We start from the raw sequence: 21242 nt of genomic DNA on the forward strand, positions 1-21242 counted from the left end.
GCAGGCCCGTAATCATCGTCGCCGCAACGGATCGCGACGTATTCCTACAGGTTAAGATTGATGTTGATGCGCGAGGTGATGTTGTTCTTCACCCATGAGGAGTCGAGCCATTCCAGGGGCTGCACGGGCACGCCGCCCACAAGCACGCCGAAATGCAGGTGATCGCCGCCGGCAAGGCCGCTGGTTCCCGTGCGGCCGATGATCTGTCCGGTCTTGACGGTGTCGCCCACCTTCACGTCGTACTCGCTGAGGTGGGAATACTGCGTCATGAGGCCGAGGCCGTGCTCGATGAGGATCATGTTGCCGTGAATGCCGAGATAGTCCACCCACACCACGCGGCCGCTCTGCGCGGCGGGCACTTCGGCGTGCGCCACGGAAGCGAGATCGAGGCCCATGTGGGTCTGCTCGTCGATTTTCTGCCGGTTGCCGTCCACGTAGGTGCGGAAGTCGCCGAAGTTGGCCTTCACGGCCGAACGGGGAAGACGGCGGAACGCGCCGCTCCACAGGAAGCGCGGCGACACGTTGGCCGGATCGGCGGCCACCCTGATGAGGGTTTCGTCGTTGCCCTCGCGCACCTTGTTGTTGGAACACAGATACTGGGCAAGCGGCGTGCTCTCTTCGGGGCAGAGCTGGGCGAGCTCGCTGGCCTTGAAGTTGAGGAACGCTTCGGGAATGTTCAGGGTGTCCGAACGATAATTGCGGTTGAGCGCATGCACGAGCAGACGGCTGGAGGTTTCGTTGCCCGCAAGATCCCGCGCCATGATTTCCGGCAGGAAGTCGCCGGTCTTCAGGGCGATGGGGAAGGGAAACAGACAGGCATAGGCGCCGTTGTCCTGCTTGTAGCCGGGGAAGAAGAGCTTGCCCACACGCACGCCGCTCTGCGAAACTTCTTCGGAAACGGTATAGACGATGAGGCCGCTGCCGCCGCGGTACATGGCGGGCGGGCCGGTGCGCACGGCGATGCGCGGCGGCTGGGAATCGAGCACGAGGGGCAGATTCACCGTGGTGGTGTTGCCGCGGCCGAATCCGGCATAGGAGCCGTCCACGGCCCGGATTTCCAGCTCGAACGCGCCTTCGGGCAGGCGGGTTTCCTTGAGATTGAACGACGTCTTCTGCGTTTTTTCCAGCGTGCCGAACGTCTGCTGCAGCACGGTCATGCTCTGATCGCCGCGCTTCACCGTCACGGTCACGGACTGCACGCCGGACTTGTCGGCCAGATTCAGTTCCACGTTCTGCACAAGGCCGATGCGGCCGGAAAGTTCGGGATTCATGGTCACGGAAGGCCCGCTCAGATCGCGCATGAGGAAATACGCCCCCACTCCGGCAAGCGCCAGGATCAACAGCATGGCGATGACGGAAAGCCCGGACGTCGAGCGTCGGGACGAAGATCGGTAGGAAATTTGTCTTCTGCTAAACAAGGCTGCATCCTTTCGGGGCGAAAGGCCCATGGTATGGCCGGGCCATGCGCTGGCACGGCAGAACGTATTTTTTCGCATACTCGGCCCACAAGTCAAGAAGCGGCGAAAAACATTTTTCTTTCCGACGGCGGCTTTCTTTATATTCTCAAGGAAACGGGAACTTTTTCCCGGCATGCGGCCGCCTTCCGCCTTGCCGCGCCGCCCCTCTTTATGATAAGCCCTACACATTGATATGTCCTTTCGGGGGAGAAGAGATATGTTTGTGTCAGACGTCATGCAGATATTCAGCAACATGGGCTGGGCCAACCGCATCACCATGATGCGCATCGGGGCCGTGCTGCCCATTCTTCTGCTCATCCACTTTCCCAACGTCTATACCTGCTGGATAGCCATGTTTCTCTTCGTGGCCGCCGCCGTCACCGACTTTCTCGACGGCTACATCGCCCGCCGCGAAAAGCAGGTGACCAATTTCGGCAAATTCCTCGATCCGCTGGCCGACAAGCTGCTCATCTGCTCCATCCTCATCGAAATGGTGGGACTCGGCTGGGTTCCCGCGTGGATAGTCATCATCATTATTATCCGCGAACTCGCCGTCACCGGTCTGCGCGCCGTGGCCGCAGACAAGGGCGTGGTCATCGCGGCCGACTGGTACGGCAAATGGAAGACCGTGTTCCAGATCATCGCCATGGTGCCGCTGCTCATCCACTTCCCGGTCATGGGCCTGCCCGTGCATCTCATCGGCACCGTGGTGCTGTACATTGCGCTGGTGCTCACCATCTTCTCGGGCTGCAACTATTTCTATCTGTTCTATCGCCAGTGGCGCGATCATCTGGCGGAAAACAACTAGCCTGCCTGGCGTGTCGCCGTGTCCATGAATCATCGCACAACAAACAAGGCCTTCTGGTGGAAGCTCTCCCTGCTCGTGCTTGCCGTGCTGCTCAACTTTGCGCTGGCAAGCCGCATCGTGTGGGGTTCCCACAGCCTCTACACCTGGCGCGTGCTCAAGGAAAAACAGCAGGAACTCTCGCAGGAGCTCTCCGCGCTCGATGAAAAGCGCGCCGCCCTGAGCCGGGAGATCCGTCTGCTCAAAACCGACCCGGCCTACGTGGAAAAAGTGATTCGGCAGCGCCTCAACTATGTGAGAAAAAACGAGATCCTCTACCTCTTCGACAAGAACAGGGAAGACTCGGAGTGGCTTGGCGCAGGAGCTGACGACAGGCATGACTGAAGGCTCATCGTCCATGAATTCACCTCTTGCGGAACACGAGAGCCCGGAAAAGGCTCTCTGGTATCAGGAAGTTCTCTCCCTCGACCCCGCCTCCCGCATCTTTCTGCCCTATGCCCGCCTTCTGGCCGAAAGCGGACGCCGCATGGAGGCCATTGAAGTGCTGCGGGCGGGGCTCTCCCGTCATCCCGAATTTCTCGACGCGCGTCTTCTGCTCATCGAAGAGCTCCACGCCGCAGGGCAGGACGCCGCCGCAGGACTGGAAGCGGCGGGCGTCATCGAATCGCTCTCGCAATGCTCCGCCCTCTGGGACATCTGGAGCCGTCTGCCCGGCGTGCGGCCCGATCAGGCCGCCATGCTCCGCTTTTTCGGGGCCACCTTCAAAAAGAACGGCCCCACTCTGGCCGACGTGTTTGAAGCGGGCATGAAGGCGCTCGGCGCAGGAACCTCAACGACCGCCGAAACGAAGATCCGGCCCGCCGAAGGCGAAGACGCCCCGGGCGCTTCCGCCCGGAACGTCCCCGACTCTTCCGCACAAGCCTTTGCGTCCGCGGCGTCTGCCTGCGCCTGTGCCCCGTCGGATTCCGCCGCGGTCTGCGCAGCCTCGTCCGCCGCGACCGGCCCCGCCTCCGTTGCCGAAACTCTCCTCGCCCGCGCCTGCGAAGCGCAGAGTGCCGCCGCAAACGCCGCTGCGGCTGCGGAACCCTCTCTCGAAGAAACTCCGGCGCAGGCTCCGGCGTCACAGCCCTCCGCCGATGCGGCAAACGCCGCGCTCCGCGAGACGCCGGACGCCGAACACGCCGCTTCCGACAGCGCCCCGACGAGCGCCGAAGCCTCTGCGTCTGACGAAACCCCTGAAAGCGCCGAAACGCCTGCGTCCGCCGACGCGCCGTCCTCCGGCCGCTGCTTCGTCATGGACGAGCGCTCCCCCTGGTTCAGCCTGGACGCCGTGCCCGACGATGACGACATCTACGGCGACGAGGACGACGAGCCCTCTCCCGCCCCGGCGATTTCCGCGCCCGGCGTGACGGAGCTCCTTTTCCCGGACAAGCCCGCCGCGGCGCAGGCCGACCGGATTCCGACTCCCCGCCCTCAGGCCGTCATGGAAGGCAAAAGCTCGCTGTGTACGCGCTCCATGGCCCGCATTCTGGAAGAACAGGGAGCCACGGGCGAAGCCGCCAGCATTTACAGAGAACTTCTCGAAGTGAGCTCCTCTCCCGAAGAGAGGGCTGAACTGAACGCAAAACTGGACAGCCTCATGCAGGGCGCGGAGCCTCCCGCCCCGGAACAGCCTGCCGATTCCGGCCTTCTGAACATGCTGGAAACGCTGGCCGCCAGGCTGGAAAACAAGTCCCGCGCCTGACGCGCGACAGGAGATACCATGCGCAGTCGCCATTTTGCTCTCGTTGTCTGTCTGCTCTGCCTCTGCCTGCCCGCCCTTTCCGGCTGCATGCAGGTGAAGAGCGCCTACAAGGAAACGAAAACCTTCTATCATACGCACATCAACCGCCCCTCCACCCTGAACACGGAAGAGCGCACCGTGCTGGAAAAATCCCAGCGCGACCTCGTGCAGAGCGTCATGCCCATCGACGAAGAGCTGACCAGGCTGGAAAAGGCCCTCGACGCCATGGCCACCCCGCCCGACGCCGAAGCCGCGGCCAGCTTCCTGCGGCGTTTCCCGTGGCTTTCGGGCCTCAGCATGGTGGCTCCCGACGGCACGCTCGGCGCATCCATTCCCGGCACGCCCCTCAAGCAGCTTGACTACGCGCCTCTGCTGGAACTTGCGCCCAAGGCCCTGCCCCGCGACCTGCGCGCCTCCATTCAGGACACCCCCCTCGGACCGGAAATTCTCATTGCCCGTCCCTTCCTTCAGGAAGACCGGCTTCAGGTGCTGCTCGTGGCCACCTTCGACTTCCGCGCGCTGCTGCCCTTCGCGTCCTCTCCGGGCGACTTCATCGTCCGTTCCGGCGACGTGCTCATCTGGAGCGGCGACATGGATTATGCCTCCACGCCTCTCGCTTCCATCAACTGGACCGAATATCTCAAGGAACATTCCGACGGTATTTTGAGCAACGAGAACGGTTCCATGATGTGGATCTCCCGCTATATAGGTGGAAAGCCTATTGTTTTCGCCGCGCCCGTCAAGTGATGTCCGGTATGGACGGCTTTCAATTCACATATTGATCCATATTGCACATTCATCCATGTTTATGGTATAGGTAGTGTCAAGTAACAGAAGCTCCGCTGCCTTCGCAGAACCTACGTCCCACGCGATCCCCCGGAGCCGACACCAAGGAGCCTGGATATGTCTGAAGTCACTGCAATTGAACACCTTATAGCATCGCAACGCAGATGGTCTCCTCACGCGACGGGACAATTCACCTCGCTGATGCACGACCTTATTCTTTCGGCCAAGATTATTTCCAGAAACGTCAACCAGGCTGGTCTGGTGGATATTCTGGGCGCGACCGGTGCCGTCAATGTGCAGGGCGAACAGGTGCAGAAGCTTGACACCTTCGCCAACAATACGCTGGTTTACAGAATGCAGAGTTCGGGCGCGGTCTGCGCCGTCGGTTCCGAAGAAATGGCCGAACCCTTCTTCGTGCCCGAAAACGAACCCCACGGGCACTACGTCATCTTCTTCGATCCGCTGGACGGCTCGTCGAACATCGACGTGGGCGTGAGCATCGGCACCATTTTCTCCATCTATCGCCGCTCCGACACGCAGAACTACTGGGAGCTCACCAGCGAATCCCTCATGCGTCCCGGCGTCGAGCAGGTGGCCGCAGGCTACTTCCTCTACGGCTCCTCCACCATGCTCGTGTACTCCACCGGGCACGGCGTCAACGGCTTTACCCTCGACTCCTCCATCGGCGAATTCCTGCTCACGCATCCCAACATTCAGATTCCGCGCGTGGGCAAGTACTATTCCGCCAACCACGGCTACTACAACTACTGGGACGAAGCCACGCAGAAGGCCGTGCATTCCTTCTCCCGGCCCGACGGCATGCCGCCCCGCTCCACACGCTACGTGGGCTCGCTCGTGGCCGACTTCCACCGCACCCTGCTCAAGGGCGGCATCTTCTTCTACACCGAAGATTCCAAGCATCCGAGCGGCAAGCTGCGCCTGATGTACGAAGCCGCGCCCATGGCCTTCCTGGCCGAACAGGCCGGCGGCAAGGCCACCGACGGCAAAATGCGCATTCTGGAAAAGGTGCCTACCGCCATCCATGAACGCACGCCGCTCATCATCGGCTCCGCCGACGACGTGGATCAGGTTCTGGAAGTGTACAAGGAAAACGGCAAGGTCTGATCAGGCCGCGCGGCCGTCCGCAAGCCCCCGCAGAAGCGGCCCTCCGCTTCGCCGGGGCCGAAAGCGCGGGCCGCGACTTCGCCCGCCGCGCCGATCCAACATCGTCATGCAGCCGCGCGCCGGAATGACCGGCGCGCGGCCTGTTCGTCCCTGAGGCTCCTTTGTCAGCGCTCCGCAGCCTTCCCCTGCCAAAGCGCACTCCCCCGCATCCGCCGCCATGCGCGGCGCTTCGCTTCAACCCTTCCGGCGCAAAAACCGCCGAAGCCCGCACAGGTCAACCATGCTCGTTCTGGGAATAGAAAGTTCTTGTGATGAAACCGCCCTCGCCCTCGTGGACGATAGCGGCGTCCGCGCGGCCGTCATTTCGAGTCAGGCCGACATCCACGCTCTTTTCGGCGGCGTCGTGCCCGAGCTCGCCTCCCGCGAGCACGCGAGACTCATCGGCCCCCTGCTCGACAGCCTCTTCCGGCAGGCCGATCTCGGCGACGACCCGTGGAAGGCCATCGACCGCATCGCCGTCACGCGCGGGCCCGGCCTCATGGGCAGCCTGCTCGTGGGCGTGGCCTTCGCCAAGTCGCTGGCGCTCGCCCACGACATTCCGCTCATCGGCGTCGATCATCTTCAGGGACATCTGCTCGCCGCAGACCTCGAAAACAGCATCGTCTGGCCCGCGCTCGGCGTGCTTATTTCCGGCGGCCACACCCACCTCTACCGCATGGACGGCCCCGTGGACATGACCGTGCTCGGCAAAACCATCGACGACGCGGCGGGCGAAGCCTGCGACAAGTTCGCCAAGGCCGCGGGCCTGCCCTATCCCGGCGGCGCGCTGCTCGACGCCCTCGGCAAGAAGGGCACGGCCGATCCGCATCTCTTCCCCCGGCCCTACACACACAACGACAATCTCGACTTCAGCTTCAGCGGACTCAAGACCGCGGGCGCGCTCTGGCTCTCCCAGCATCCGCACGCCCATTTTCCCGCCGGAGACACCCCGGCCCGCGAACGGCTCGACCTTGCAAGTCAGGAACTGTGCGACGCCGCGGCCTCCTACCTTCTGGCCATTGCGGAAACCCTGACCATCAAGGCCGAGCGAGCCATGCACCTGTTCACGCCGAAGAGCATCGTGGTGGCCGGAGGCGTGGCCGCCAACAGCGTGGTGCGCAAGACATTCGCCGACCTTGCGGAAAAGAAGCACATTCCGCTGTTCATTCCCCGCCTGTCGCTGTGCGGCGACAACGCCGTCATGATAGCCCGGGCGGGCTGGCACATGGCAAAGGCCGGACGCGTCCACGATCTTTCCCTTTCCGCCATCCCCCGCGGACAGGTCATTCCGCAGGACTGGAAGCCCTTCGGACACGCTCTGCCTTGACAGAGACATACCCCGTACCTACAATCATTCCGCATCATTTTTTTTCGTGATAAGACGGAGACGCGCCGGATGCGTTCCGGCGCTCGCCACAAGCCATTTATGAAGGAGTTCACCAATGTCCACCGCCGTTACTGATGCCACTTTTGAAAGCGTCGTCATCAAATCCTCCATTCCGGTTCTCGTTGACTTCTGGGCTCCCTGGTGCGGCCCCTGCCGCGGCATCGGCCCCATCGTGGAAGAGCTCGCCGCCGAATACGACGGCAAGGTGCTCGTCTGCAAGGTCAACGTGGATGAAAACACCCGCGTGCCCAGCCTGTTCGGCATCCGCGCCATTCCTACCCTCATCGTCTTCAAGGACGGCGAAGTCGTCGATCAGGTGACCGGCGCCGTGGCCAAGTCCCACCTCGTGGGCATGATCGAAAAGGCTCTCTGATGCTGTACGACGCCGTAGTCATCGGCGCAGGGCCTGCGGGCATCACCGCGGCCCTGTATCTTGTCCGCTCCGGCGTGAGCGTGGCTCTCGTCGAGAACGCCGCCCCGGGCGGACAGATACTCAGCACCGCCGAAATCGAAAATTATCCCGGCTTTCCCAAGAGCATCAAGGGATGGGAACTGGCCGACCTCTTTGACGCGCATCTCGCCTCCTATCCGGTGGAACGCGTGCGCGGTCAGGTGCTCTCCATGGAGCAGACCGAAGGCCGCACCTTCCTCCTCCATCTGGCCGAGGGCAAGACGCTGGAAGCCAAAAGCGTGGTGGCCTGCACGGGCGCGCATCACCGCAAGCTCGGCGCTCCGGGCGAAGATGCGTTCAGCGGAAAGGGCGTCTCCTACTGCGCCGTGTGCGACGGCAACTTCTATCGCGGCCGCGACGTGGCCGTGGTGGGCGGCGGCAACTCCGCCCTTGAGGAAGCGCTGTACCTTTCCCGCATCGTCAACAAGGTCTATCTCATTCACCGCCGCGACGCCTTCCGCGGGGCGATGATCTATCAGAACAAAGTTCGCGAAGCCGAAAACATCGAGCTCGTCACGGGCAGCGTCGTGGATGAAATCCGCGGCGGCACCGCGGGCGTGGACTCGGTGGCCGTCCGCCGTCTGGACAGCGGGGAAACCCGCGTGATCCCCGTGGAGGGCGTGTTCATCTACGTGGGCATGGAGCCCGTCAGCGGCTATCTGCCCGAGGGCGTCAACCGCGACGCCGCAGGCTTCGTGCTGACGGATGCCGAAATGTGCACGAACATTCCCGGCATTTTCGCCGCGGGCGACATTCGCGCCAAGCGCTGCCGACAGGTCAGCAGCGCCGTGGGCGACGGAGCGACGGCGGCAACGGCCGCTTCGTCTTATCTGGAGCAATGGAATGCGTAAACTGCTTCTTATGGGAATGCTTGCCTGCACCATCTTCCTGAGCGGCTGTTCCCTTGTGGACGAATACTTCCTGCCCCCGGCGGACGACACCGTGCAGGAAATATTCGAGGCCGGCAACGACGCCATGCGTGAAAAGAACTATTCGCAGGCCATCGTCTACTACACCCGCATCAAGGATGACTTCCCCTTCAGCCCCTACGTCATAGAAGCTGAACTGGCGCTGGCCGACGCGCACTACCTTGACGGCGAATATCCGCTCGCCGCGGAAGCCTACAAGGACTTTGAAACGCTGCATCCCCGCCATGAAGCCATCCCCTATGTGCTGTATCAGACCGGCATGTCGCTGAAGAATTCCTACACGTCCATCGATCATTCGGCCACGCCCGTGAACGAGGCTCTGGAATACTTCACCAGGCTCCATCAGGAATACCCCGACACCGAATACGGCAAGAACGCCGTGGAACAGATTGCCGCCTGCCGCAAGACGCTGGCCCAGCGCGAACTGTTCATCGCCAACGTGTTCTGGGGCATGGAAAACTATCAGGCCGCCTGGACGCGCTATCAGTACGTGGTGCGCAACTTCCCCGACGTGAAGGAAGAAGCGGAATACGCAAAAACCAAGGGCGAAGCCGCCTTCCTGAAATACCGCAAGGAAGAGGCCCAGAGCATGCGCGAGCATCAGCAGGGCTCCTGGAAGGACTGGTTCCGCTGGCTGTAGAACCCCGCCGTTCCGGCAGCAAAACATCTCATGAAAGAGCGTCGATTCGCAGGAATCGGCGCTCTTTCTGCATGTGGACGCTCTCTTCCGTGCAAGTGTCGGCGCACGGCCTCATGCGCCCACCCCCGCAGCGGGCGCAACCACGTTCCCGCCTCCGGGCGCGCGCCTGCCCCCGCCTTTTCGGCAAATGCCGGGCTCTCCCGCCCCTCTTTTGGCGATATTAATATGTTTTTTTTCTTTACTGCGCGTCAATATGGTTCCTGATACGCGAAATCATGAAGAAAAAAATGTTCCGGACAGGCCGTCACGCATTCCGGGAGCACTGGACAGCGTCCTTCAATGCCTCTACTCTAAGCAGGCTACCATTCATCTTTCAGGAGGATGATCCCATGTTCAAGAAAATTCTTATGACCTCCCTGCTCATCGCCGCCGCCACCGGCCTCGTCGCTCAGAGCGCCGATGCCCGCAGCCTTGCGGAAATCAAGTCCAGCGGCAAGCTGCTCGTCGGCACCACCGGCGACTACAAGCCCATGAGCTATCTCAACAAGGAGACCGGCAAGTATGAAGGCTTCGACGCCGAAATGGCCGCCTCTCTGGCCAAGAAGCTCGGCGTGAAGCTCGAATACGTGCCCACAACCTGGAAGACCCTGCAGGCCGACACCCTCGCCGGCAAGTTCGACGTGGCCATGTGCGGCATCACCGTCACCGACGCCCGCAAGCAGGTCATGGCCATGTCCGAGCCGTACCTCACCTTCGGCAAGACCATTCTGGTCACCAAGACCAAGGCCGGTCAGTTCAAGTCCCTCGCCGACGTGAACAAGCCTTCCGTGCGCGTCATGTACAACCCCGGCGGCACCAACGAAAAGTTCGCCAAGGAATCCACGCCCAAGGCTCAGCTCATCATGCACGAACAGAACGCCGAAATCCCCGGCCTCGTGGGTGAAGGCAAGGCCGACGTCATGATCACCGAAACCATGGAAGCCGTCCGCTACGTCAAGGACAACCCCAAGGTTGCCGCTCCTCTGGTGGACAAGCCCTTCACCGAAAATCACTTCGGCGTGCTCATGACCAAGGATCATCCCGATCTGCTCAAGGCCGTGAACGACTGGATGGCCGGCATCAAGGCCGACGGCACCATGACCAAGTGGGAAAACCAGTACATCAAGTAGTCGGCGCGCTCGCAGCTCCGGCGGGAAGGCCTCGACACGCGGCGCAAAACATGCGCGCAGCGTGAGTCCGACGTCCCGCCGGATCGGCAGAAATCGCGGTCGGAGCGAGGGGCGACGCTCCGAAAATTCCGACCGCAACGCCGACGGACGCCGTTCATCAAACAGGGCCGGAAAGCCAGTCTTTCCGGCCTTTTTTGATGCTCCTGAATCCGCCTTCGCCGCAAGCACGCAGGCGCTCCGTCGCAGGGCGCGCCGCCCTCTCTGCGGCATCGAACAAGGGACGGAAGACAAGCCGAAGCTTCCGGGGGAGAAGAGCACCGGGAGCGGCCAGGAACGGTCAGGAGAGCAAATCAGACTGATCTTGCCGCCCTCCCCTGTGCGGCGCGGAAACGTACCCCGCGCCACCCCGGCGGGCGAGACGACGCCGCCGGACAAGCGCGACGCGGGACGCAAAGAAAACAACCGGTTTGCAAGCAGCAACGCCGGGCAGAGGACAAGCAGGCAAAGCGCTTCAACGCAAGACATTTCCGCAGGCGCGCAGCGAAGGCGGCAAAAACAACGAGGCACGGCGGCATTCGGGCAGAAAAACACGGGGGCAAGACTTCCGCACCGCCCCGCAGCGCGGTTCGACTCCCCCGCACGGAATTTTCCGCGTCGCAAAACAAGCGGCCCGCACATTGACCCGCCTTTCCGGTCGCCGCGCTGCGCCCCGCGTCAGCATCCGCTCTTCTGGACAACGGCAAACGAGAGCGACATGGTGGAACCGGCGTCCAGTTCCGAGCTCACGTCGATGTCGCCTTCATGCAGCTCCACAATGTGCCGGGAAATGTACAGCCCGAGGCCGAAGCCCTTGTTGCCCTTGGTGGAGAAAAACGGATCGAAAATCTTCTTCCGGTTCTCTTCGCTGATGCCGCTGCCCGTGTCGGAAATGTCCAGCACCGCGCGCCCTTCCCGGCACCGACCTTCAATGACCAGCGCCCGCGCCTGTTCCGCACGGCCATCCATGCTGTCCAGCGCGTTGATGAGCAGATTCAGCACGAGCTGTTCCAGCAGGATGCGGTTGCCCCGGATGCACAGCTCTGCGGGCAGCATGACGGCGTCCACCTTCACGGCGCGAAGACGGGGCTTCAGAAAGAACAGCGCTTCCCGCACGATCTGCGCAAGATTCTGCGTTTCGTACTCCACGGAGCTCGGCAACGCCATGTTCAACAGCCGCCGCGTGGTGTTCACCGCGCGCTCGCCGTTGCGATAGATGGCCTTCAGCATGGGCCGCAGCGGACTGTCTTCCGGGCAGTCCTCCAGCGCAATTTCCGCATGCGCCATCACTATCCCTATGGGATTGTTGATCTCATGCGCCACCCCGGCGGCCAGCTTGCCGAGCACGGCAAGACGCTCCATTTCCATGACCTGCGCATCGAGCCTGCGCCTCTCCGTCATGTCGCGGCCTATCAGGCATACGGCGTAGGGCGAACTTTCCATGTCCGCCATGAACAGATTGACTTCCAGCACCAGCTCTTCATCCGTGCCCGCCGCCAGCGTGATTTCCCTGCGCAGCGCGCCCTGCCGCGGAATGAGCTGCACAAAGCGCTCAAGACAGCCGTTCACCTCGGTGCAAAGCGCCTCCATGAGCATGGCACTGTAGCCGCTCCCGGCAATGTGAAGCGCGCTTCTCGCCGCCCGGTTGGAAAGCGTGATGCGCCCGTTTTCATCGAGCAGAAGAATGATGTCGGGCGATTCCTCAATGAGATCGCGATATTTACGCTCCGAGCGTATGAGTCTGCGCGAAACCTTGCGCACCTGACGCTTGAGCGCGTAAATCCAGGTGACGGACGCGATGAGTATGCAGGCCAGCAGCGTCACCGCGCACAGAATGTGATACCGGTACAGCTCCCACAAACTGGGCACGTACAGCGAACGCCCCAGCCACTTCGACCGCAGCCGCTCCACTTCGCCGTTCTCCTCAAGGCGCACCAGGGCGCTCGTCAGGCGCTCCAGAAGACCGGACTCCCTGCCCACCATCATCACCATGGGAATGCGCTCCAGCGAGCCGCCCATGACCCGGATGTTCCGATATTCCTTGCTCTGCACGATGTAGAAGGCCATTTCCACAGAACTGGCGACGTAGGCGTCGGCCTGACCGGCCATCAGACGATTCAGCGCGTTGGTGATGGAGTCCGCCTGCACCACGGTGCAGCCCATGTCCAGCATTCTGGGAATGTAGGCGTCACCGCGCTGAAGAATGACCCTGTGCCCCGCAAGATCGCGCTCCATGGAAAACTGATGTTCCTGCCCCGCCACCAGAATGGCGCGGTTCAGCGCCAGCGGCGTGACCAGCACGTCGGAAAAGTCGTTCTTCAGATTCACGGGCAGAAGGCCCACCATGGCGTCTATTTCGCCCCGCTGCAGCTTCTGCTCCAGCTTGCGCGCGTTGCTCTGCACGAATACTATCTTCTTGCCGAGCTCCTCGGCCATCTTCACGCTGAGATCCACGGCCAGCCCGAGAAGGCCGTCCCGCTTTTCGTTGAGAAACGACAGCGGCGCAGAATGCGGAGGAACGCCGATGACAAGACTGTTCTCCCGATCCGGCACGGACGCGGCTTCGCCCGTCCGCACAACTCCCGCAAGCAGAACAAAAAACAACAGTACAAATACGGACCAGCGACGCATGATTCTCTCCTCAGATTCATAAAACATCATGGTCCGCGCCGCCGCAAGAGAAAAAAGCGTGCGGTTTTTCGCACAGACACCGCCCTTTTGTGCGGCATCTCTTACGGTTCGTCATTATTTCAGGCGCAATCCCCTTGATTTTTCAGCAAAAACCATTATGGCATACTCTTTGCTACTGCGTTATTGATTATTTCGCCTTCACCTTCACAAAGGAAGAAACATGAATCGTCGTCAATTCCTCATGGGTCTGTCCGCAGCCGCCGCGGCCACGGCCGCGCCTTCCCTCGGCTGGGCCTTTCCTTCGGTATTCCCCCACGGCACCACCATCTACAAGCCGGAAAAATGCTGGAACGGCTACACCGTCTTCGGCGTGGAAACCGCAGGTCAGGGCTGCGTGCTCATCGACATGAACGGCAACGTCGTTCACGAGTGGAAAAACGTCAGCGAACTGGAACATCCCGCCAAGCTGCTGAAGGGCGGCTACATCATGGGCGCCACCCGTCAGAAGCCGGAAATGAAGGGCCGCACCTTCGGCGATCCCATGTCCGCCGACCTCTCCATCTGCGACTGGAACGGCAAGATCGTGCGCAACATTCCGCTCGCCGGCATGCATCACGACTTCCAGGTGGAAGGCAACCCCACCGGCTACTACAGCCCCACCATGGACGTGAGCTACAAGCCCGACGGCAAAATTCTCGTGCTCTCCCATCTGTTCACCGAGAATCCCGCCATCACCAAGAAAAAGCCCCTCGACGACGACTACCTCTTTGAAGTGGACAAGGACAACAACATCGTCTGGGACTGGAAGGCCTTCGAGCATTTCGACGAGCTCAAGCTCCCCGAAGATCTCAAGAAGACCATGTACCGCTTCCCCACCTGGCAGATGACCCGCACTCCCGGCGTGAAGGCCGCCGACTGGATGCACATGAACGCCGCCTCCTACCTCGGCCCCAACCACTGGTACGACGAGGATCCCGTGAAGTACGCGGCCTTCAATCCCGAAAACATCATCTGCTCCTGCCGCCAGCTCAACACCTGCTTCATCATCGACAAGGCCACCAAGAAGATCGTCTGGCAGATCGGCCCCACCTTCTACCCCGACGACAAGTGGGAATTCGGCGGCAAGGAATACAAGAGAGCCCTGTACCGCCTCGGTCAGTTCGTGGGTCAGCACCACTGCCACATGATTCCCGCGGGCCTGCCCGGCGCGGGCAACATTCTGGTGTACGACAACGGCGGCTTCGCCGGCTACGGCGAACGCAATCCCACCGCCCCCATGGGCTGGAGCAACGCCCGTCGCGACTACTCGCGCGTCATTGAATTCGATCCGGTCACGCTCAAGAAGGTGTGGGAACATTCCGCCGCCACCATGGGCCTGCGCGAAACCTACAAGTTCTACAGCGACTACGTGAGTTCCGCCCAGCGCCTGCCCAACGGCAACACCCTCATCACCAACGGCGCCGTGGGACAGTTCCAGGAAGTCACCCCCGATCACGAAATCGTGTGGGAATACATCAGTCCCTGGTACAATCCCAACGGCAAGTTCAACCTGGTCTATCGCGCCTACCGCGTGCCCTACGACTACGTGCCGCAGCTCAAGAAGCCCCAGGAATTCGCCGTCACCCCGCCGGAAAACGTCACGTTCAAAATCCCTGCCAGCAAAACTCCCTATCAGCCTGGCAAGTAAACGGAGTCAGCATGAAAAAGTCTCTTCTCGCCCTTCTTTTCGGTCTGTTCCTCTGCGCCGCCTCCCCCGCCCTCGCCGAGGACGTGGAACTCGGCCCCGACGCCTTTGATCTGAACAAGGCCACGGTCGAACAGCTCATGGACATTCCCGACGCCAACATCACCCCCGAAATGGCGGCCGCCATCGTGGACATGGCCAAGAAAAAGCCCTTTGAACTGCCCGAAGACTTCCTGAAGGTGCCGGGGCTGGACAACAGCACGCTTCAGGCCATCAATCCCATTGAGCACGGCGGCACCCTGTGGCACGATCCCGACGCCGAGCTCACCCTGGCTCCTTCCAAGTGCTGATTTCACGGAGAACCCCATGCATACGCCCCGCATTGCCATACCGCTCATTGCAGCCTGTCTTGCCGCTGCGCCTGCGTATGCCGGGTCCTTCAGCTTCAACAGGGCCAGCGCGAAGAAAATGGTGCGCGACTGCGCCGAAGAAGGCGTCGTTCTGCCCATGCAGACCGCAAAGGCCATTGTTGAAGCGCGCTCCGGGAGAAGATTCACCCGCATCGAAGACCTGAACGACATCCCCGGCATGACGGAAGAGCTCATCCGTGAACTCGATCCCATCGAGGAAGAAAACGACCTCGTCTTCAATCCCAACGCCCTGCCCGGCATGAAGTCGTACTGAGCCCGCCGTCTTCCGGACGACCTCCTTTCATCATTCAACCTTCCGCCAAAGCGCCTGCCGCCCTTCTCCGGGCGGCAGCGCCAAGGCTCTGCTGCCGCCTTCGCGGCCTGTTTTCAGCCCATAAATCTTCACTTTCTGCCGAGAGCTGTCCTGCCGTGCGAGAACCTGCCCTCGCAGAACAAACGTTCAGGAGGATCTTGTGAACAATTTCTGGAAAACAGGAGCCTGCGCCCTTGCCTTGTCCTTGTTTCTTCCCTGCGCGGCCATGGCCGAGGGAGACACGATCAGCTTCAACAAGGCTCCGGCCGACATCCTTGTGGAAGTCACGGACGGCATCATTGATGAAGACCTCGCCAAGGCCATAGTCGCCTACCGCGAAAAGAACGGTCCGTTCAAGACCGCTTCCGATCTTCGCAACGTGCCCGGCATGACCGCCGTCATCTTCGGCATGCTCGGCCCCACGGAAGAAGGCGGCGACGTGGTGTACGAAACGGAAATTCCCACCGGAATGCACAGCTATTAAACCCTGAGGAGGGAAGGGTATGAAAAAACTGTTTGCCACAGCGGCCATGGGACTTTTTCTGGGCGTGAGCGCCTCCGCGCTGGCGGCTCCCAGCGTTTATCCCACCGGCACCACGGTCTATGATCCTGCGCAGGCTCAGAACGGCTATGTGCTCATCAGCGTGGACTTCAAGGACATCTACGCCAAAGTGGACAACCGCGAAGCCTTCAAGGGCGCTCCCGACTTCAACAGCGTGGCCGACGTGCCCAGAGCCGAAGACAGCGACGTGGTCTTCCTCATGGACATGAACGGCAACGTCGTACACTCCTGGAAGGATCTCGGAAACAACAAAAAGTGCTACCTGCTGCCCGACGGCCATCTGCTGAGCTTCAGTGAAACCCGCAGCGAAGTGACGGAATACGACTGGGACGGCAAGGTGGTGTGGAACTTCGCCACCAAGCTCGGCCCCCATCACGACGGCCGCCGCCTGCCCAACGGCAACACCCTGATTCTCTGCTACGAAACCGTGCCCGACAACGTCATCAAGAAGGTTGAAAACCAGACCACCCAGTGGTGGGGCACTCAGGACCGCAAGAACGCCAAGCTGCGCGGCGACATGCTCATTGAAGTGAATCCCAAGGGCAAGGTCGTGTGGTCGTGGAGCTCTTCCGATCATCTCGACATCAACCGCTACATGCCTCTCACCGGCATGACTGACTGGACGCACGGCAACACCCTTTCCATCATTCCTCCGAACAAGTGGTACGACGCCGGCGACAAGCGCTTCAAGCCCGGCAACATCCTTTACAATCCCCGTCATTTCGATGAATTCGTCATCATCGACAAGGACAGCGGCGACATCGTCTGGTCTCTGAAGGGCTTCAAGGCCATGGGCGGCCTCGGCCAGTGCCATGAGCCCATCATGATCGAAAAGGGCAAGCCCGGCGCCGGCAACATCATGGTGTTCGACAACGGCCTGTTCACCCGCAACGGCGCTCATGCCGCCCAGACCGTGATATGGGAAATCGATCCCACCACCAGCAAGGCCGTGTGGCGCTACATGCCCGCCCTCGCCGGCAACGTGCGTCTCCTGAGCAAGTACAAGGGTTCCGCCTACAAGATGGACAACGGCAACGTGCTCATTTCCGAAGACTACGCCGGCCGCGCCTTCCAGGTGAAGCCCGACGCCACCCATCCCGACGGCGGCTCCATCGTGTGGGAATACATCTATCCTTCCGTGATTTCCCGCACCAGCCTGTACCCCTATGACTACTGCCCGCAGCTCAAGGCCATGAAGAAGCCCACGGAACTCAAGGTTTCTCCGCTTGATCCCGCAGACTGGAAGGTCCTGCCCGACGTGGAACGCAAGGGCGACGTCGTAGTCAAGGTCGGCAAGTAAACAATCATACGCCTTTCCACCAAGAGCGACGCCCACGCTCTTCTCCAAGACCGCTCCTCTTCCCGCCCGTCTCGGGAAAGGAGCGGTCTTTCTGCATATTCCTTCCTCTCTGTGCAAAAACGCATATACAAAAAAGTAATGAAGCCCGCACAGACAAGGCAGGAGCCCAGAAAAAACAGGTACGTCAGGGGAACATGTTCCCGACATCCAAAGAATACCTCCCCTCTTTCTCTGGATGTTGCGTGCTAAATGCTGTATAACCCTGCTGCACTCCCGTATATTGCGACGAGTCTTTCTGCAACACCTCAAACCGTGGAGAAATCCCATGCGCAGCTTTGGAAAAGTACTGCTGGCGTCTCTGCTGGCCCTGGGCTTTACCGCTTCCGCCCAGGCCTATCCCTCCGTGTTTCCCACCGGAGTCACCATCAATAAGCCCGACAAGGCCTACAACGGCTATACCGTCATCGGTCCCATGCGCGCCACGGGTCACGGACTTCCCCTCATCGACATGAACGGCAAGGTCGTCCACAAGTGGATGAACGTGGAAGGTCAGCCGGCCAAGGTTCTCCCCGGCGGACATCTGATGGCCAACCTCGTGTATTACGATCCCGACAACTGGACCGAACGCAAGTCCGAAGGCTTCGCCGTGGTCGAACTCGACTGGGACGGCAAGGAAGTCTGGCGCTTCGACAAGTATGAAAAGAGAAAGCCTTCCGCCGAAATGAAGGTCAAGGGCGACCTCATCTGGAGCGCCAACGCCCATCACGACTTCCAGCGCGAAGGCAACCCCGTGGGCTACTACGTGCCCGGCATGGACTACGTCAAGGACGGCAAGACCCTCATCGCCGGCTTCAAGACCATTGACGGCAAGGAAACCGCTTCCCTCTACATCGTGGACAAGACCGGAAAGATCACCTGGGAATGGGTGTACAAGGACCACGAAAAGGAATGCAAGGAAAAGGGCATCGCCGACTTCCAGAACACCGCTTCCTGGGTCGGCCCCAACAAGTGGTATGATCAGGATCCCGTCAAGTACGCCGCCTTTGATCCGGAAAACATCATCACCGACGACGGTCAGGAAGTCATCTACATCATCGATCACAAGACCGGCTCCATCGTCTGGCAGGTCGGCCCCAAGTACGCCAAGGACGACCCGCTGCGCCTCATGGGCATGCACCTGCCTGAAGGCGGCTTCAAGGCCCTGCCCGCCGGCGGCATGATCCACCACGCCCACATGATACCCAAGGGTCTGCCCGGCGAAGGCAACATCCTCGTGTTCAACAACGGCATGCCCTACTCCCAGGTGCTGGAATTCGACCCCACCACCAAAAAGCTCGTCTGGGAATATTCCGCCACGGCCCTCGGCTACGGCAAGAATCATTCCATAGCGCACAGCTTCTTCAGCGGCACCCTGAGCAGCGCCCAGCGTCTGCCCAACGGCAACACCCTCATCACCGAGGGCAACGACGGCCGCATCTTTGAAGTGACCCCCGAACTCGAAACCGTCTGGGAATACATCGTGCCCTTCATGTGGTACGGCACGGCGAGCGGCTTCGGCGACGCCGAGACCTCCCATCGCGTGAGACCCACCAACTCCATCTATCGCGCCTACCGCATCCCCTACGACTACATTCCCCAGATCAAGCACGACATGGAACGCGAAGTCATTCCGGCTGATCCCTTCCTCTACGACGACGCTCTGAAGAACGCCGGCACCGTGGAAGTGGAAGAAGACGAACCTTCCGCCTTCAAGAGATACTGATCCGGCGTCTCGCCCATCGCGCCCGGACGGCTCCGCCGCCCGGGCTTTTTTTATCCGCGCAGGCTGCCGCGCCTGCCGTCTGCACCACTTTCCTTATCGATCTTTCGGCCGAAACAAGTTCCGCGCCGCCTCTCCCCGCGCCGACACGCCTCCGCGCATCCAGAAAAAACGCTTTCTGCGTCCGGTGCGGCAGCTCCGCCCCCGCAAACCACCTGTTTGCCCAAAACGCTTCTTCTGCTGTGCGAAGCCTCGTACATTCTCCCGGATCGACGCCTCGACGAAAATCTCAACCTTCCGGCATTGCTTCACTTTCCGTGTCTGGCATGCATATTGCATTATTTTTCACGTTTTTGTTTCCAAACAATGCGAGGTTTGCATGCGTTTCAACAAAGTTTCCGTCAGTCTCCTGCTTGCGCTCGGACTCTCCTGCGCCGCGCCCGTCGCTTCTCAGGCCGTGCCCACCACATATCCTACAGGCGTTACCTTCTACAATCCGGAAAAGGCCTACAACGGCTACACCATACTCGCCGGAAGCGCCTGTCTCATCGACATGAACGGCAATCTCGTCAAACGCTGGAACAGCAAGGACGGCATGCCGAACAAAATTCTCCCCGGCGGTCGTCTCATGACCAGCGGCGAGACCTGGAAGGACGGTCAGCAGGACAAAACCTCTCTCGTCACCCTTGATTTCAACGGGAAAAAACTCTGGGAATTCCGCGACTGGCAGAACGTGCCGGCCATTCCCGGTCAGCCGCAGAAAGACGGCAAAACGCCCATAGCCCGTCAGCATCACGACTTCCAGCGCAAGGATACCCCCGTATATTTCACTCCTTCCGCGGGCAGCGCCTCCTCCGATGCCGCGGAAACCACGCTGGTGCTCAGCCATACCAATGAAAAAATCGCGCGGATTCATCCTTCCATGCAGCTCGTCACCGACGTGCTTCTGGAAGTGGACAGCAAGGGCAAAGTCGTCTGGACCTGGAAAATTTCCGATCATGTGGACGAACTCGGATTTACCGACGCCGCGTTCAAGGCCATGAACACCTTCCCGCCCTCGGACAACCGCGCCGCCGGTCGCCACGGAACCAAAATCAAGCCCGGCGCGGGCTACGACTGGATGCACATCAACTGCGCAAGCTACGTGGGCCCGAACAAGTGGTTCGACGCCGGAGACAAGCGCTTCAATCCCGACAACATCATCGTCAACAGCCGCGACTCCAACATGATGTTCATCATCGAACGCGCCACCGGCAAGGTGGTGTGGCGTCTCGGCCCGAACTTCGCCCCCGGCACCGAAGACTTCAAGGTGGGCCAGATCGTGGGCGCGCACGGCATTCACATCATTCCCAGGGGCCTGCCCGGCGAAGGCAACATCCTGTTCTTCGACAACGGCGGTCTCGGCGGCTACGGCGCGCCGACCCCGGATCGTCCGGTTTCCGGCTTCCACAACGTGCAGCGTCCCTACAGCCGCGTGGTGGAATTCAACCCCGTGACCAAGGAAATCGTCTGGGAATACGACTGGCACAAGAATCACAAGGGCCTGCTCGGCCACATGGACTTCAAGTTCTTCAGCCCCTTCGTCAGCTACGCGCAGCGCCTGCCCAACGGCAACACCGTCATCACGGAAGGCGACATGAGCCGCATCTTTGAAATCACCAGCGATTACGAAACGGTCTGGGAATACCTCTCTCCCTACGCCGACGAAAACGCGGGCATTCTCTATCGCTCCTACCGCGTGCCCTACGACTGGGTTCCTCAGGCGACGCACGCCGAAGAAGTAGCCGTGATTCCGCCTGCCAACAGCCTGTTCTCCCTGCCCAACGCCAAGGGCGAGTATCCGAACACCGGCGTGCAGGGCGACATGGTCAAGGCTTCGCTGACCGCCGCCCAGACCCATGCCGAAGAGAGCGACGACGAAGAGTTTGAAGACGAAGCCGCCACCTCCATGCACAACTACTAATCGAGACACAGCC

Annotated in this window: 19 protein-coding genes; 17 read left to right on the forward strand and 2 right to left on the reverse strand. The window is 60.9% G+C overall.

Annotation, left to right across the window (positions count from 1 at the left end; all coding sequences use genetic code 11):
* Positions 1 to 44 precede the first annotated feature (44 nt).
* Positions 45 to 1418, reverse strand: coding sequence for a M23 family metallopeptidase (locus Q0K02_RS06910; RefSeq protein WP_294486561.1), 1374 nt, complete (start codon positions 1416 to 1418; stop codon positions 45 to 47).
* Between the two features lie 256 nt (positions 1419 to 1674).
* On the opposite strand from Q0K02_RS06910, the gene pgsA reads away from it, so the two are divergent.
* From pgsA to Q0K02_RS06960, 10 genes are all read left to right on the forward strand, one after another.
* Positions 1675 to 2265: a CDP-diacylglycerol--glycerol-3-phosphate 3-phosphatidyltransferase gene (gene pgsA, locus Q0K02_RS06915; RefSeq protein ID WP_294486564.1), complete on the forward strand. Its 591-nt coding sequence runs from the start codon at positions 1675 to 1677 to the stop codon at positions 2263 to 2265.
* A 24-nt stretch (positions 2266 to 2289) separates the two neighbouring features.
* Positions 2290 to 2646 carry a septum formation initiator family protein gene (locus tag Q0K02_RS06920; protein ID WP_294486657.1) on the forward strand — a complete coding sequence of 119 codons (357 nt, stop codon included), beginning with the start codon at positions 2290 to 2292 and terminating at the stop codon, positions 2644 to 2646.
* Positions 2647 to 2659: 13 nt separating this feature from the next.
* Positions 2660 to 4006 (forward strand): hypothetical protein, encoded by a 1347-nt coding sequence (locus Q0K02_RS06925; protein WP_294486566.1) that lies wholly within the window; start codon positions 2660 to 2662, stop codon positions 4004 to 4006.
* Between the two features lie 18 nt (positions 4007 to 4024).
* A complete protein-coding gene (locus Q0K02_RS06930) occupies positions 4025 to 4792 on the forward strand; it encodes a hypothetical protein (protein WP_294486569.1) in 768 nt (255 codons plus the stop codon).
* A gap of 156 nt (positions 4793 to 4948) precedes the next feature.
* On the forward strand, positions 4949 to 5956 hold the full coding sequence (gene fbp, locus Q0K02_RS06935) for a class 1 fructose-bisphosphatase (protein ID WP_294486572.1): 1008 nt from the start codon (positions 4949 to 4951) through the stop codon (positions 5954 to 5956).
* A 280-nt stretch (positions 5957 to 6236) separates the two neighbouring features.
* Positions 6237 to 7322 carry a tRNA (adenosine(37)-N6)-threonylcarbamoyltransferase complex transferase subunit TsaD gene (gene tsaD / locus Q0K02_RS06940; RefSeq protein ID WP_294486574.1) on the forward strand — a complete coding sequence of 362 codons (1086 nt, stop codon included), beginning with the start codon at positions 6237 to 6239 and terminating at the stop codon, positions 7320 to 7322.
* Between the two features lie 115 nt (positions 7323 to 7437).
* Positions 7438 to 7755, forward strand: a complete 318-nt coding sequence (trxA, locus tag Q0K02_RS06945; protein ID WP_294486576.1) for a thioredoxin — start codon at positions 7438 to 7440, stop codon at positions 7753 to 7755.
* Positions 7752 to 8684 carry a thioredoxin-disulfide reductase gene (trxB, locus tag Q0K02_RS06950; RefSeq protein ID WP_294486661.1) on the forward strand — a complete coding sequence of 311 codons (933 nt, stop codon included), beginning with the start codon at positions 7752 to 7754 and terminating at the stop codon, positions 8682 to 8684. The genes trxA and trxB overlap by 4 nt, the downstream gene beginning before the upstream one ends.
* On the forward strand, positions 8677 to 9402 hold the full coding sequence (locus Q0K02_RS06955) for an outer membrane protein assembly factor BamD (RefSeq protein ID WP_294486579.1): 726 nt from the start codon (positions 8677 to 8679) through the stop codon (positions 9400 to 9402). Before trxB ends, Q0K02_RS06955 begins: the two co-directional genes overlap by 8 nt.
* Positions 9403 to 9791: 389 nt before the next feature.
* Positions 9792 to 10571: a transporter substrate-binding domain-containing protein gene (locus Q0K02_RS06960; RefSeq protein ID WP_294486582.1), complete on the forward strand. Its 780-nt coding sequence runs from the start codon at positions 9792 to 9794 to the stop codon at positions 10569 to 10571.
* Between the two features lie 714 nt (positions 10572 to 11285).
* Here the strand turns inward: Q0K02_RS06960 and Q0K02_RS06965 are convergent.
* Positions 11286 to 13238, reverse strand: a complete 1953-nt coding sequence (locus Q0K02_RS06965) for a transporter substrate-binding domain-containing protein (RefSeq protein ID WP_294486585.1) — start codon at positions 13236 to 13238, stop codon at positions 11286 to 11288.
* A 220-nt stretch (positions 13239 to 13458) separates the two neighbouring features.
* Here Q0K02_RS06965 and Q0K02_RS06970 point away from each other — a divergent pair, with 220 nt between their 5' ends.
* The 7 genes from Q0K02_RS06970 (at position 13459) to Q0K02_RS07000 (ending at position 21229) form a co-directional block, all read left to right on the forward strand.
* The gene (locus tag Q0K02_RS06970) at positions 13459 to 14925 is read left to right on the forward strand and encodes an aryl-sulfate sulfotransferase (RefSeq protein WP_294486589.1); all 1467 of its coding nucleotides are present in this window, start codon (positions 13459 to 13461) and stop codon (positions 14923 to 14925) included.
* An 11-nt stretch (positions 14926 to 14936) separates the two neighbouring features.
* Positions 14937 to 15272 (forward strand): helix-hairpin-helix domain-containing protein, encoded by a 336-nt coding sequence (locus Q0K02_RS06975; RefSeq protein WP_294486592.1) that lies wholly within the window; start codon positions 14937 to 14939, stop codon positions 15270 to 15272.
* Between the two features lie 16 nt (positions 15273 to 15288).
* Positions 15289 to 15606: a hypothetical protein gene (locus Q0K02_RS06980; protein WP_294486595.1), complete on the forward strand. Its 318-nt coding sequence runs from the start codon at positions 15289 to 15291 to the stop codon at positions 15604 to 15606.
* Positions 15607 to 15805: 199 nt separating this feature from the next.
* Entirely contained in the window at positions 15806 to 16129 is a 324-nt protein-coding gene (locus Q0K02_RS06985) for a helix-hairpin-helix domain-containing protein (protein WP_294486597.1), read from the forward strand.
* A gap of 19 nt (positions 16130 to 16148) precedes the next feature.
* A complete protein-coding gene (locus Q0K02_RS06990; RefSeq protein ID WP_294486599.1) occupies positions 16149 to 17507 on the forward strand; it encodes an aryl-sulfate sulfotransferase in 1359 nt (452 codons plus the stop codon).
* Positions 17508 to 17832: 325 nt separating this feature from the next.
* Positions 17833 to 19269, forward strand: a complete 1437-nt coding sequence (locus Q0K02_RS06995; protein ID WP_294486601.1) for an aryl-sulfate sulfotransferase — start codon at positions 17833 to 17835, stop codon at positions 19267 to 19269.
* A 376-nt stretch (positions 19270 to 19645) separates the two neighbouring features.
* A complete protein-coding gene (locus Q0K02_RS07000) occupies positions 19646 to 21229 on the forward strand; it encodes an aryl-sulfate sulfotransferase (protein ID WP_294486603.1) in 1584 nt (527 codons plus the stop codon).
* The last annotated feature ends 13 nt before the right edge of the window (positions 21230 to 21242 follow it).

Origin of the sequence: uncultured Mailhella sp. (genome assembly GCF_944324995.1) — a bacterium.
Classification (GTDB): domain Bacteria; phylum Desulfobacterota; class Desulfovibrionia; order Desulfovibrionales; family Desulfovibrionaceae; genus Mailhella.

Bases quoted from the DNA above. Each gene is read 5' to 3' on its own strand.
- Q0K02_RS06960 (WP_294486582.1), top strand. From the start codon at position 9,792: ATGTTCAAGAAAATTCTTATGACCTCCCTGCTCATCGCCGCCGCCACC.
- Q0K02_RS06990 (WP_294486599.1), top strand. From the start codon at position 16,149: ATGAAAAAACTGTTTGCCACAGCGGCCATGGGACTTTTTCTGGGCGTG.
- tsaD (WP_294486574.1), top strand. From the start codon at position 6,237: ATGCTCGTTCTGGGAATAGAAAGTTCTTGTGATGAAACCGCCCTCGCC.
- Q0K02_RS07000 (WP_294486603.1), top strand. From the start codon at position 19,646: ATGCGTTTCAACAAAGTTTCCGTCAGTCTCCTGCTTGCGCTCGGACTC.
- Q0K02_RS06955 (WP_294486579.1), top strand. From the start codon at position 8,677: ATGCGTAAACTGCTTCTTATGGGAATGCTTGCCTGCACCATCTTCCTG.
- Q0K02_RS06995 (WP_294486601.1), top strand. From the start codon at position 17,833: ATGCGCAGCTTTGGAAAAGTACTGCTGGCGTCTCTGCTGGCCCTGGGC.
- fbp (WP_294486572.1), top strand. From the start codon at position 4,949: ATGTCTGAAGTCACTGCAATTGAACACCTTATAGCATCGCAACGCAGA.
- Q0K02_RS06965 (WP_294486585.1), bottom strand. From the start codon at position 13,238: ATGCGTCGCTGGTCCGTATTTGTACTGTTGTTTTTTGTTCTGCTTGCG.
- Q0K02_RS06925 (WP_294486566.1), top strand. From the start codon at position 2,660: ATGAATTCACCTCTTGCGGAACACGAGAGCCCGGAAAAGGCTCTCTGG.
- Q0K02_RS06980 (WP_294486595.1), top strand. From the start codon at position 15,289: ATGCATACGCCCCGCATTGCCATACCGCTCATTGCAGCCTGTCTTGCC.
- Q0K02_RS06930 (WP_294486569.1), top strand. From the start codon at position 4,025: ATGCGCAGTCGCCATTTTGCTCTCGTTGTCTGTCTGCTCTGCCTCTGC.
- pgsA (WP_294486564.1), top strand. From the start codon at position 1,675: ATGTTTGTGTCAGACGTCATGCAGATATTCAGCAACATGGGCTGGGCC.
- Q0K02_RS06970 (WP_294486589.1), top strand. From the start codon at position 13,459: ATGAATCGTCGTCAATTCCTCATGGGTCTGTCCGCAGCCGCCGCGGCC.
- trxA (WP_294486576.1), top strand. From the start codon at position 7,438: ATGTCCACCGCCGTTACTGATGCCACTTTTGAAAGCGTCGTCATCAAA.
- Q0K02_RS06975 (WP_294486592.1), top strand. From the start codon at position 14,937: ATGAAAAAGTCTCTTCTCGCCCTTCTTTTCGGTCTGTTCCTCTGCGCC.
- Q0K02_RS06920 (WP_294486657.1), top strand. From the start codon at position 2,290: ATGAATCATCGCACAACAAACAAGGCCTTCTGGTGGAAGCTCTCCCTG.